Raw genomic sequence first — 13,830 nt, 5'->3', positions numbered from 1 at the left:
TATTACAATAAATAGATAAGAATATGAGTATCGAATTGGGAAAGTTCAATCAGCTTGAGATCGTGAAAGAAGTAGATTTCGGCGTATATCTCGATGGTGGGGAAGAAGGTGAGATTTTATTGCCCACCCGCTATGTGCCCGAGGGCTGTAAGATAGGAGATTTTTTGAACGTGTTTCTGTATCTGGATATGGATGAAAGACTGATTGCTACGACGCTGACTCCGCTGGTTCAGGTAGGTCAGTTTGCCTGTCTGGAAGTTTCCTGGGTAAATCAATACGGGGCTTTCCTGAACTGGGGACTGATGAAAGACCTGTTCGTTCCGTTCAGTGAGCAGAAAATGAAAATGCAGGTCGGGCGGAAATACGTGATTCATGCACATCTGGATGAAGAGAGCTATCGCATTGTGGCTTCGGCAAAGGTGGAGCGTTATCTGTCGAAAGAAAAGCCGGAATATGCTCCGTCAGAAGAGGTGAATATTCTTATCTGGCAGAAGACAGATTTGGGCTTTAAAGCGATTATAGATAATAAGTATGGCGGTTTACTGTATGAAAATGAGATATTCTGTCCGTTGGAGACAGGGATGGAGATGAAAGCATTTGTGAAACAGGTGCGTGAAGATGGGAAGATAGACCTGATTCTTCAGAAACCCGGTTTTGAAAAGATTGATGATTTTTCGAGAACGTTGCTAGACTATATCAAATCGCATGGGGGACGAATCAACCTGAATGATAAAAGTCCTGCGGAGGATATTTACGACACGTTTGGGGTCAGCAAGAAAACCTTTAAGAAAGGAGTGGGCGATTTGTATAAGAAACGTCTGATTATCTTGCATGAGGATGGCATTGCCTTGGCAGACTCCTACACAGAATAGGGATTTCCCTATGTACGAATAGAGAGAATCATTGGGGTGGGGAGTTTTCTCACCCTATTTTTGTGGTATCAGATGAAAGATATAGATCATAAAAACGAGATAAGTTATGCGTAAGATTATAATTAGTTTCTGCATCCTGTTCGCTGCCCTCTCTTTACAAGCGCAGTCTGTGAACGGAATCCGTATCGATGGCGGAAACACTCCGATTCTTGTTTACTTGGGAGGAAACCGGATATGTTTGCCGACTACCACCTGCTTTATAGCCAATTTAAATCCCGGACATTACACCGTTGAAGTGTATGCCACTCGCTTTACCCGCACGGGAGAGCGAATATGGAAAGGAGAAAAATTATACAAAGATTTCATTTATTTTGATGGAAGGGGCGTGAAAGAGATATGGGTGGACGGACGTTATAACATACACCCGGAAAGGCCCTGCCGCCCGGAACAAGGAGAACATTGGCCGGGATATGGTTACAACAGGGTGATGAACGATCAGCTCTTCCAGACGTTTTATAAAGAGATGAAGAATGAGCCTTTTAAAGACGACCGTATCAAGCTGCTCGATGCTGCATTAGCCGGTTCTGATTTTACATCTGCCCAATGTCTTCAACTGACCAAACTGTATACATTCGACGATGACCGGATGGAGATTATGAAGATGATGTATCCGCGGATTGTAGATAAGGAGGCTTTCTTTACAGTGATTAATAGCCTGACATTTAGCTCCAGCAAGGAAAAGATGAAGGATTTTATGATCGGGTACGGTAGACGTTGATACTATTAGCACAAAGGGATGTAGCATATAAAGATAAGATACGTAAGTTTATCAAGGAATATCATCGGAATAATAAATGATAGGAGATTGAAGGATGAAACGAATACTGTTTTTACTCTTTGCTGTCGGTCTGACTGCCGATATGACCGTAATGGCCGGAATGAGCACCGGCAAGATACGTAAGGAGACGCGTTTTCTTACCGATAAGATGGCATATGAATTGAGCTTGAGTACGCAGCAATACAATGATGCGTATGAGATTAATTACGACTTTATTTATGCTGTCCGTAATATCATGGATTACGTAGCACATGGCTACGAATGGGCATTGGATGATTATTATGAAGCGTTGGATATCCGTAACGATGATCTTCGCTGGATATTGAGTGATGCGCAGTATCGCAGGTTCCTCGGTGCCGAGTATTTCTATCGGCCGATCTATGTAACCGGAGGGAAATGGAGTTTCAGGGTTTATATCAATTATCCGAACCGTAGCCTGTTTTATTTTGGAGCACCTTACCATTACCGTACGTATTGCGGAGCACATTACCGTCCACACTTTCATCATACGAGTTATTATCGGGGCAGATATACCAATTTCAACCACTATTCTGCACCGCATCGGGTGAGAGATCAGCGAGCATTCCACTCTTATCGCCGTTCGGACTTCGGTTCTGTCCGGTTCCGTCCGAATACTTCCACTCGTCCGCATCATGCACCGGCACGTGCAGGTAATTCTTCCCGTCCGGGTTCGTTGACAACACGCCCCGGTACATCGACACATCCCCGTCCGGAAACGGGATCCGGTTCTTCAAGACCTAATCGCAGACTAACAAGCGGAAGTACCACCGGTTCGGGTTCCTCCCATCGTGAAAGAGGAAGAACAAACAACGGTTCGAGAGAATATTCGAGTAGACGAAACAATGGCAGTAGTTCCTATCATAGAAATAATACTCAAAGCTCTCCGTACTCCTCTGAAAGGAACAGCCATTCAAGAAGATAACTTATTCCTTTATTATTGATATCATTACTCCTCAACGGAAGGAGCGCCAAACTCCTGGTTTTCATCGGATAAACCATTCCGACAACACCCGTAACTTGGATATCGGGGCGGATAGTATCCGCTTCGATTTCACTGTTTGCTTCTCTTTACGTGCAACCAACAAACTGCAAATTAGAATTAACAATATTGAAAAACACAAAATAAGTGTTTTTGATATTAAAAGGAACTCTATCTTTGTGGCAAATAATATCCTCCTTATATAATACTAATATGAAGAAACTGCTGCTTTTAGCCATTATATTATGCAGTTCTTTCCTGTGCCAGGCACAAAAAGAACGGGTTATTCTAGGCGATGAACAAACTGCCGAGTATTTTCCCATCCTAAAGGGCAAACGAATCGCTATTTTCTCCAACCACACTGGAATGATAGGAGACAAGCACCTGTTGGATCTCCTATTGGAAAACAAATTCAATGTAGTAGCTATCTTTTCACCGGAACATGGTTTCCGCGGTGATGCGGATGCGGGTGAACATGTATCCAGCTCTGTGGACAAAAAGACCGGTGTACCTATCCTCTCTCTTTATGACGGTCAATTAGGAAAACCCAGCGATATCTCCATGCGCAAGTTCGATATCCTGATCGTAGATATACAAGATGTGGGATTAAGATTCTATACTTATTATGCCTCCATGTGCAGACTGATGGATGCCTGTGCTGAATATAACCGAAAGGTATTGATTTTAGACCGCCCCAATCCGAACGGACATTATGTAGACGGTCCGATTCTCGACATGAAATACAAATCCGGAGTAGGCTGGCTGCCTATCCCCATTGTACACGGCATGACTTTAGGGGAACTTGCCTTAATGGTCAATGGCGAACATTGGTTACCCGCTTCACGAGTATGTGACTTGACAGTGATTCCTTGTAAGAACTATACACACCGGACCATGTACGAGTTACCGATACCTCCATCTCCCAACTTGCCGAACATGAAGTCCGTCTATCTGTATCCGTCAACCTGCTATTTCGAAGCCACCCCGGTCAGCTTGGGCAGAGGTACAGACCTTCCGTTCCAAGTATATGGCCATCCCAATATGACAGGCTATGGCTACAGCTTTACCCCGCGCAGCATTCCGGGAGCCAAGAACCCTCCCCAGCTCAATAAACTTTGTCACGGTGTAAATCTCAGCAATATGAGCGATGAAGATATCCGGAAACGCGGTATAGATTTGAGCTATGTTATCGACGCATACAGAAATCTGAATATGGGCGACCACTTCTTCCGTTCCTTCTTCGAATTATTGGTAGGTACAGATTATGTACGCAAAATGATAGAAGCAGGCAAAAGTGCCGATGAAATAAAAGCAATGTGGAAAGACGATGTAGAAAAGTTCAAAGTACAACGCAAGCCCTATTTGCTCTACGAAGAATAACCGGATGCAAGATTTCGGGATTAAACAAAAAAGATACAACATCAATCATCAAATCGTAAACCATTCAATCATAGATAAAACCATGAGTCCACTCTCTGTCATCATTACCATCGTCGCCTACTTCGCAATATTATTTACCATATCCTATATTGCAGGTAGAAAAGCGGATAACGAAGGATTCTTTGTAGGCAACCGTAAATCCTCTTGGTATGTCGTAGCCTTCGCCATGATCGGTTCCGCCATTTCGGGAGTAACTTATGTGTCTGTACCGGGCATGGTAGCTGTCAGCAGTTTCGGCTATCTGCAAATGGTATTGGGATTCATTGCCGGACAGCTTATCATTGCTTTCGTTTTGGTACCTCTATTTTATCGGATGAACCTGGTATCCATATATGAGTATTTGGAAAACCGTTTCGGCATGTCTTCTTACCGCACGGGAGCTTGGTTCTTCTTCATATCGAAAATGCTCGGTGCCGCCGTACGCCTGTTCCTCGTGTGCCTGACCCTGCAACTATTGGTTTTTGAGCCTTTCGGTCTTCCTTTCATTCTGAATGTAGTCATTTCGGTGGTTCTGGTCTGGCTCTATACTTTTCGTGGTGGAGTCAAATCCCTGATATGGACAGACTCTCTGAAAACGTTCTGCCTGGTGGTGTCCGTCATACTCTGCATAGGTTATATCGCATCCGATCTGAATTTGTCATTCACCAGTATGGTAAGCACCATCGCAGACAGCGACATGTCGCGTATCTTTTTCTTTGATGACGTAAACAGCAAGCAATACTTCTTCAAACAATTTCTGGCAGGTACATTCACCATGATTGCCACGACGGGGCTAGACCAGGATATGATGCAGCGCAACTTGAGCTGCAAAAACTTCAAGGATTCACAGAAAAACATGATAACCAGTGTTGTCTCACAATTCTTTGTAATCCTGCTTTTTCTGATGCTGGGCGTACTGCTCTACATCTTTGCTGCCCACCGGCAGATTGAAGTGACCCAAGGAGACGAACTCTTCCCATTAATAGCTACAGGAGCGTATTTTCCTGCTATCGTAGGTATCTTGTTCATTGTAGGGCTGATTTCTTCCGCTTACTCTGCCGCCGGTTCCGCACTGACCGCACTGACCACCTCTTTTACTGTTGATATCCTTGGAACAAAGGGAAAGAGAGAAGAAGAAGTCGTTAAAATCCGCAAGAGGGTACACATGGGAATGGCAGTAATCATGGGTGTTACCATTTTCGTTTTCAACCTGCTCAATAATACCAGTGTAATTGATGCGGTTTATATTTTGGCAAGTTACACTTATGGTCCCATACTTGGAATGTTTGCGTTCGGTATCTTCATGAAACAGCAAGTCCGTGACAAATATATCCCCCTGATAGCCATTGTCTCTCCCGTGCTCTGTTTCATTCTTCAAAAGAATTCCGAAGCTTGGTTCGGAGGTTATCAATTCAGCTACGAACTTCTGATATTCAATGCACTGTTCACATTTATCGGACTCTGCCTGCTAATTAAAAAAAGACGAAAAGAACAATTAACTTAATGCATCATCATGAATGTAAGACATCATTTCTTACTTAGTCTGCTCTCCACCTTCCTCTTCCCCCAAATGGGAGGCGCGCAAGAACTTTCGACGGGAATCCTTCAGGAAATCGAACGTTTTTTGGATGTCGCTGCCCAAAAAGAAATTTCTGTAGGGCATATAAAAATCGACTCTGTAGCCATCAACGGCAATACCTTACAACTGTTCGCCAACATGAACTGTGCCTATATTCCTTTCCGAGAAAAGAATGTTGCAGAAATCTACACAGGTGTAAACGCTTTACTTCCTGCCGAGTTTGCCAAATACCACCTGCAAATCCGTACGAACAAGCGCAGTATCGAGGAACTTATCCCTCAAGCTTTACGCAGTAAAAAAGACAAGAAAGCAAAAACATTTAACCCGGGTACCACCAAGCCCCTAATAACGAACCTTTCCGAACCCTATACCCCCACCAATGGATTACGGAACCGCCACATCGCATTGTGGCAAAGCCATGGTTATTACTACGAACCGAAACTGACACGCTGGGAATGGCAACGTGCACGCATCTTCCAGACAGTGGAAGATCTATACACACAAAGTTATGTACTCCCCTTCCTCGTACCGATGCTGGAGAATGCAGGCGCCAATGTACTGCTTCCTCGTGAACGCGACCATCAGACAGCGGAAGTGATTGTTGACAACGATGGGAGCCTCAACAGTCGTTCCGTTTACACGGAGAATATCGCTGACAAAACGTGGGCACAAGGAAACGGAAAAGGTTTTGCCCACCTGCGGAATCAATACATCAATTTTGAGAATCCGTTTAAGGAAGGTACCTTCCGCGCCATTGAGACAATCAAGAAAGGAAAAGTAAGTACGGCTGAATGGATTCCGGAAATTCCCTCCACAGGGCAGTATGCCGTATATGTATCTTATCAGACCCTTCCGAACAGTACGGACGATGCCCTTTACACCGTTTATCATAAAGGTGGTGCCACCCGGTTTAAAGTAAATCAGCAAATGGGTGGCGGTACTTGGATTTATCTCGGTACCTTTGGCTTTGATGCCGGAAAAAACAATACATGCAAAGTAACTCTAAGCAACCGTTCGGCGAAAGCCGGACAAATAGTAACCGCAGATGCTGTGAAAATAGGCGGAGGTATGGGAAATATAGCTCGCCGCAAAGAAATGCCGGAGGTAGATTATCCGTATGAGACAAGCGGTTATCCCCGTTTCTGCGAAGCGGCACGTTACTGGCTGCAATGGGCGGGCATACCGGACAGTGTATATTCGGAAAGCCAAGGAAAGAACGACTATACGGATGATTATAAATGCCGTGGTATTTGGGTGAATTACCTCGCCGGCGGTTCTTCCGTCAATCCTACAGAGAAAGGGTTGAATATTCCTATAGATATGGCTTTTGCATTCCACTCGGATGCCGGTACCACACAGAATGACTCCATCATAGGAACACTCGGAATCTACCATACCAATGCCTATAACGAGGTATTCTCCAACGGAGCATCACGTTATCTCTCGCACGACCTGACAGATCTGATTCAATCCAATATCGTTCGCGATATCCGCACACTTCACGAACCCGACTGGACCCGCCGGGGCAAGTGGAACCAATCTTATTACGAGGCACGCGTTCCACGCGTACCGACCATGTTGTTGGAATTGCTATCCCACCAGAACTTCGCAGACATGCGTTACGGTCTGGATCCCCGTTTCCGCTTCACCGTGAGCCGTGCCATTTATAAAGGGATGTTGCAGTTCATCTGCTCACAATACAATACGGACTACATAGTCCAGCCTCTTCCGGTCAACCAGATGTCGTTACGCATGGCAAGTAAAAATGAAGTTGAGCTGACGTGGCAACCAGTCGTCGATCCTCTTGAGCCGACCGCCACAGCTGAAAAGTACATTGTATATACCCGTATCGGAGATGGAGATTTTGACAATGGCGTATTAGTAGATAAAAACTGTTATCGTACAGTTCTCCCTTCAGGAGTGGTATGCAGCTACAAAGTAACGGCCGTAAACAGAGGCGGCGAAAGCTTCCCGTCCGAGATTCTGTCTGCCGGACGTGCCTTCAATTCTAAAGGTACGGTATTAGTGATAAACGGCTTCGACCGCATCAGTGCACCTGCCGATTTCGTTGCCGCTGCTCCCGCGGATACTTTACTTGCAGGCTTCTTGGATGATCAAGACCATGGAGTACCTTACATCAAAGATATCAGCTACATCGGCAAGATGAAAGAATTCCGCCGTTCCATCCCCTGGATGGATGATGACGCTTCCGGTTTCGGAGACAGTTACGGAAATTATGAAAGTCAGGTTATTGCCGGCAACACTTTTGATTACCCTGCCGTACATGGTGCAGCAATTTTGAAAGCCGGCTACTCCTTCGTATCCAGCAGTGACGAAGCTATAGAAAACGGACAAGTCTCTTTGAACGACTACCCATATACCGATTTGATTTTAGGCAAAGAGTGTCAGACCAAAATGGGCAGAGGCGGTGTTATGCTTTTGGAGTTCAAGACATTCAACAGGTCGATGCAGGATGCCATTGCAGCATACTGTAGCCAAGGTGGAAATATCTTCGTATCAGGTTCATACATCGGTACCGACTTATGGGACAATCGCCTTGCTAAAGCAGAAGATGCCGACAAAAAATTCGCTACAGAAGTATTAAAATACAAATGGCGTGTAGGTCAAGCTGCCACAATGGGTAAGGTAAGAAGCGTAGCCTCCCCATTCGCTATCCTTACCGGAAACTACTCTTACCACAATGAATTGAATCCGGACGCCTATATAGTAGAATCTCCGGACGCCATTGAGCCTGCAAGCAAGGAAGCCTACACAATTATGCGTTATTCAGAAAACAACCTAAGCGCAGGCATTGCTTACAGCGGTACATACAAAACATGTGTTCTAGGCTTCCCCTTCGAGTCTGTACGTACCGAATCCGAAAGAAATGCTTTGATGAATGCCGTATTAAACTTTTTCAATCCCCAATAAGTATATAAATCATGGAAGTAAAAATTAAAAGAACATATATTATGAAGAAAATCAGTTGCTTTCTTCCTTATACAAGAGAAGAAGAAGTAAAAAAAACAGTTACAGGATTGCAGGCTACAGGACTCGTTAAGGAACTGTTTTTGATAACCACAGACGCTGCTCCCGAGGAACTGATCGGCTGTAAAGTCATAAAAACAGCATATCCTTTCAGCAGCATGATGATACAGACGATGGCGCATGCTGCCGAATCCGACTATACCCTACTCTATACTAAGGAGACAGCACTCGAAATGGATATGTTCGCTTTGGAACGCATGATACACATTCTGGAAGATTCCAAAGCCGGTATGGTGTATGCCGACCACTACCAAATAACAGATGGCAAACAGAACAACGCTCCGGTCATCGACTATCAATTCGGTTCATTGAGAGATGATTTCGACTTCGGTTCCGTACTCTTGTTCGATACTAAAAAGTTAAAAGAAGCCGCCGGAAAGATGAAATCAGCGTATAACTTCGCCGGTCTTTATGACTTACGTTTGAAACTGAGCCAGATATCAGAATTGGTGCACATCAATGAATATCTTTATAGTGAGGTAGAGAACGACAACCGTAAAAGCGGTGAAAAAATATTCGATTATGTCGATCCCAGAAACCGTGACCGCCAGATTGAGATGGAAAAAGCCTGCACCGAGCATCTGAAAGAAATCGGCGGATATTTGAAACCGGAATTCAAGCAGATAGAATTCTCGGCAGATTATTTTGAATACGAAGCCTCTGTCATCATCCCGGTACGAAACCGTATCCGTACCATCCGCGATGCCATCAGATCCGTACTGAACCAGAGAACCGATTTCAAGTATAATCTCATCATCATTGACAATCATTCCACAGACGGTACCACCGAGGCCATCGATGAATTCAAAGATGACGAACGACTCATCCATCTTATCCCCGAACGCAATGACCTCGGAATCGGCGGCTGCTGGAACATAGGCGTACACCATCCCAAGTGTGGTAAGTTTGCCGTGCAACTGGACAGCGACGACGTATATAAAGATGAAAATACCCTAAGTATCATGATACGTGCTTTCTATGAGCAAAACTGTGCAATGGTGGTAGGTACCTACATGATGACAGACTTCAATATGAACATGATTGCTCCGGGCATCATTGACCATAAGGAATGGACACCTGAAAACGGACGCAACAATGCATTGCGCATCAATGGTCTGGGCGCTCCCCGTGCGTTCTACACACCGGTGCTTCGAGAAATTAAAGTGCCCAATACCAATTACGGTGAAGATTATGCCTTAGGATTGAATTTCTCCCGCCAATACCAGATTGGCCGCGTATATGACGTTGTATATCTCTGTCGTCGCTGGGACGACAATTCGGATGCGTCCCTTGATATCGTAAAGATGAACGGTCACAACTTATATAAAGACCGCATCCGCACTTGGGAGCTACAAGCACGGGTTGCGTTGAACCGACAGAAGTAAGAAATAAATTAGAACTAAATAGAATGAACCGAACGATAAACAATCTTCTAACCGAGCAACTGTCTTCCTGGGAGACGGCAAGCAACAACTATGTTGCTCTCTCCAGAGTGCAGGTAAAGGAACTAGACGTAAACGGTATTCTCTATAAGGTACAGTTCAATCCTGCCCGCATAGTCTCTTCCGGAGCCAAAGTAGATACGAAGTCCATCCAGGAACGGAAATGTTTTTTGTGTCCGGCAAACTTACCTTCCGTACAGAAAAGTATTCCGTTTAAAGGTCACTACAATATACTGGTAAATCCATTCCCCATCTTTCCCCGTCATCTGACGATATCGGAGATGGAGCATACGGATCAGCGTATCGCCACACGCTTCAGCGATATGCTCGACCTGGCACAAACGCTCTCTGAATACACCATTTTCTACAACGGTCCGAAATGCGGTGCCTCCGCTCCTGATCATGCCCATTTCCAGGCCGGCAATAAAGGATTCATGCCGATTGAAAAAGCCTGGAAAAGCAAGATCGCAGACAAGATTGCCGATTACAAGAATGCCTCGCTTTGGTATCTGGATGACGCACCACGTGCTACGTTGGTTATCGAATCACCCAGTAAAGATACAGCCGGAGAATCGTTCGATCTCATTTACCGTTCGCTCCCTGTAAAACCCGGTGAGGAAGAACCAATGATGAATGTACTCACCATGTATGAAGCCGGCAAATGGATTGTCTTCATATTCCCGCGTGAAAAACACCGTCCTGCATGCTATACAGCCGAAGGCGATGCAAACTTGTTGAGTAGTCCTGCTTCCGTGGATTTGGGCGGTGTCTTTATCACCCCCGTAGAAAAGGATTTTTTGAAAATTACCGCTGGAGATATTACACAGATCCTCAGTGAAGTATGTCTTTCCGCATCCGACTTCCAACAACTCAGGCAACATATTAAAGAACAAATCTAAAAACCGAATACCGTCATGAAAGAGCCCCAAATACATGTAGGCATCCTGTTTGAACCTCAGATTGAATTCGTTTTGCTGAATCCGTACCTGATAGCCGGAAGGAAAGTAAGCGGCAAACAAGTGGCAACCTACGATGAAGGTAAGATACTCTGGAACGGACACCATTACGAAGAGCTCCTGTTCGAACCCCGACATGAGTCCGCAGATGCCTTTGAACTATTAAACGTAACCATCGGAATCAACTTCCACTGGGAACGCAAAGAAGACCAGCGCTTCCTCGGTGCCTTGAAGATTATTGTTGAGAACGGCAAGCTCACCGCCATCAATGTCATCCGTATGGAAGATTATCTGACCAGCGTAATTTCTTCGGAGATGAGTGCGACCGCATCTTTGGAACTATTGAAAGCTCATGCTGTTATATCCCGCAGTTGGCTACTCGCCCAGATACAGAAAAATAAGGAAATTACAGAAGCTCATGCCCATTACCCGTCTTTCACACAGACCGAAGAGGAACTGATCCGTTGGTATGACAGAGAGGATCATATCCGTTTTGACGTTTGTGCCGATGATCATTGCCAACGTTACCAGGGCATCACCCGTGCTTCCACAGACATCGTGAGACAGGCCATTGCAGCCACGCGCGGGCAAGTATTGACATCGGACGGCAAAATTTGTGACGCCCGCTTCTCCAAATGTTGCGGCGGTGCCTTCGAAGAATTCCAATATTGCTGGGAAGATATCCAATTTCCCTATCTTGCCAAACAAAGAGACTACCGGATGAAAAACGGAAAAGCCGATAACGTAACATTACCCGACCTTACCCAGGAAGCTGAGGCCGACCGTTGGATACGTACCTCACCTGAAGCATTCTGCAATACTACTGACAAGAGAATCCTCTCTCAAGTGCTCAACAACTATGACCAGGAGACGACAGACTTCTACCGTTGGAAAGTGGAATATACTCAAGATGAACTTTCCAAGTTGATAAAGGAACGTTCCGGCATCGATTACGGACAAATTATCGATCTTATCCCCGTAGCCCGCGGAACATCTGCACGCTTATGGAAACTGAAAATCGTGGGTACCCAAAGAACACTCACCATCGGAAAAGAATTGGAAATTCGCCGTACACTGTCTCCCTCCCACCTCTACAGCTCTGCCTTTGTAGTCGATAAAGAAGATATTTCTCCCGAAGGTATTCCCGGGCGTTTTATCCTCACCGGAGCCGGTTGGGGACACGGTGCAGGATTGTGCCAGATAGGTGCTGCAGTCATGGGTGAACAAGGTTATCCATACGATACTATATTACTGCATTACTATATCGGTGCCTGCATCGACAAACTGTATGAGTAAATTAACAGACAAATAAACCAATATCATGAACAACATCCCAAAAATATCGCCTTGGGCATGGGTACCCACTTTATACTTCGCACAAGGTATTCCTTACTTCATCGTAAACAACATTTCAGTACTGATGTTCGCCAAGATGGGAGTTCCCAACGGAGAGATGGCCTTGTTTACCAGCCTATTATACCTCCCCTGGACCATCAAGCCTTTCTGGAGTCCCTTCGTCGATATCATCAAAACCAAAAGATGGTGGGTGATTTCCATGCAGATTCTCATGTCAATAGCGTTTATCCTATTGACACTGACCATTCCACACCCGGACGAAGCGACAATGACCGCCGGAACAACACCCATCGATATGTTCACCATTACATTGGTACTGTTCATCATTACGGCCTTTGCCTCCGCCACCCATGATATTGCAGCCGACGGCTTCTATATGCTGGCGCTAAAACAAGGTGAACAAGCAGAGTTCGTGGGTATCCGAAGCACTTTCTACCGTCTGGCCTCCATCTTCGGACAAGGGGTCCTCGTTGCCATAGCGGGCGCTATCGAGCTGAAATGCAACAATATCCCGCTATCATGGACCATCACAATGTCGGTAACCTCTGTGATATTCAGTGCAGTGACTTTGTACCATCTCTTCACAATACCCAAGCCTGTTTCGGACAAATCCGTTCTGGAACCAGGAGCAACCAGTGCCAAGAGCATCTTCATAGAATTCGGACGTACTTTTGCCACCTACTTCACCAAACCCGGTGTATGGCTTGCCATCGTATTCATGTTACTCTACCGTTTGCCTGAAGCATTTCTGATCAAGATGTGTATGCCATTCCTTGTGGCTAACAAAGAAGTAGGTGGTCTGGGACTCTCCACAGCAGAGGTAGGCATCGCATACGGTACCATCGGTGTAATTTTCCTCACTGTGGGCGGTATCCTCGGAGGCGTGTTCGCATCACGCATCGGACTGAAACGTTCCATCTGGTGGATGGCAGCATGCATGACCCTGCCTTGTCTGACATTTGTCTATCTGGCCATTTGCCAACCAGACAATCTGTTTGCCATCTCAACAGCCATCGCCATTGAACAATTCGGCTACGGCTTCGGCTTTACCGCCTATATGCTTTATATGATGTATTTCTCCGAAGGAGAATTCAAGACATCGCACTATGCCATTTGTACTGCATTCATGGCGTTGAGTATGATGATCCCGGGAATGTTTGCCGGGTATATCCAGGAAGCAATCGGCTATACCAATTTCTTCTGGATGGTCATAGCATGTTGTATGGCTACTGTAGCAGTGACTGTTTTTGCAGACAAGAAAATAGACCCTGAATACGGGAAAAAGCAATCAGAAAATTAAGGATTAAAATCAAGAGACTG

General features: G+C 45.3%; 9 protein-coding genes and 1 pseudogene. All 10 read left to right on the top strand.

Translation table 11 applies throughout. The features are described 5' to 3' along the window. Nucleotides 1-23: 23 nt before the first annotated feature. Nucleotides 24-872 carry a S1 RNA-binding domain-containing protein gene (locus AB9N12_RS09715; protein ID WP_369891723.1) on the top strand — a complete coding sequence of 283 codons (849 nt, stop codon included), beginning with the start codon at nucleotides 24-26 and terminating at the stop codon, nucleotides 870-872. A gap of 106 nt (nucleotides 873-978) precedes the next feature. Continuing rightward, nucleotides 979-1,650, top strand: a complete 672-nt coding sequence (locus AB9N12_RS09710) for a DUF4476 domain-containing protein (RefSeq protein ID WP_369891721.1) — start codon at nucleotides 979-981, stop codon at nucleotides 1,648-1,650. Nucleotides 1,651-1,744: 94 nt separating this feature from the next. Then, a pseudogene (locus AB9N12_RS09705) lies at nucleotides 1,745-2,650 on the top strand (hypothetical protein); the annotation flags it as partial. Nucleotides 2,651-2,923: 273 nt separating this feature from the next. Next, a complete protein-coding gene (locus tag AB9N12_RS09700) occupies nucleotides 2,924-4,090 on the top strand; it encodes an exo-beta-N-acetylmuramidase NamZ domain-containing protein (RefSeq protein ID WP_369891719.1) in 1,167 nt (388 codons plus the stop codon). Between the two features lie 82 nt (nucleotides 4,091-4,172). Further along, entirely contained in the window at nucleotides 4,173-5,633 is a 1,461-nt protein-coding gene (locus AB9N12_RS09695; RefSeq protein WP_369891717.1) for a sodium:solute symporter, read from the top strand. A 9-nt stretch (nucleotides 5,634-5,642) separates the two neighbouring features. After that, nucleotides 5,643-8,639, top strand: coding sequence for a xanthan lyase (locus AB9N12_RS09690; RefSeq protein WP_369891715.1), 2,997 nt, complete (start codon nucleotides 5,643-5,645; stop codon nucleotides 8,637-8,639). Nucleotides 8,640-8,680: 41 nt separating this feature from the next. Continuing rightward, nucleotides 8,681-10,141 (top strand): glycosyltransferase family 2 protein, encoded by a 1,461-nt coding sequence (locus tag AB9N12_RS09685; RefSeq protein WP_369891713.1) that lies wholly within the window; start codon nucleotides 8,681-8,683, stop codon nucleotides 10,139-10,141. A gap of 23 nt (nucleotides 10,142-10,164) precedes the next feature. Next, nucleotides 10,165-11,097, top strand: coding sequence for a DUF4922 domain-containing protein (locus tag AB9N12_RS09680; protein ID WP_369891711.1), 933 nt, complete (start codon nucleotides 10,165-10,167; stop codon nucleotides 11,095-11,097). Between the two features lie 15 nt (nucleotides 11,098-11,112). Then, the gene (locus AB9N12_RS09675; RefSeq protein WP_369891709.1) at nucleotides 11,113-12,450 is read left to right on the top strand and encodes a SpoIID/LytB domain-containing protein; all 1,338 of its coding nucleotides are present in this window, start codon (nucleotides 11,113-11,115) and stop codon (nucleotides 12,448-12,450) included. Between the two features lie 25 nt (nucleotides 12,451-12,475). Next, entirely contained in the window at nucleotides 12,476-13,810 is a 1,335-nt protein-coding gene (locus tag AB9N12_RS09670) for an MFS transporter (protein WP_369891707.1), read from the top strand. Nucleotides 13,811-13,830: the final 20 nt, after the last annotated feature.

This window comes from Bacteroides sp. AN502(2024) (assembly GCF_041227145.1).
Lineage (GTDB): Bacteria > Bacteroidota > Bacteroidia > Bacteroidales > Bacteroidaceae > Bacteroides.
The sequence above is the reverse complement of the archived record's forward strand: the minus strand, read 5'-3'. Positions and strand labels throughout refer to the sequence as shown.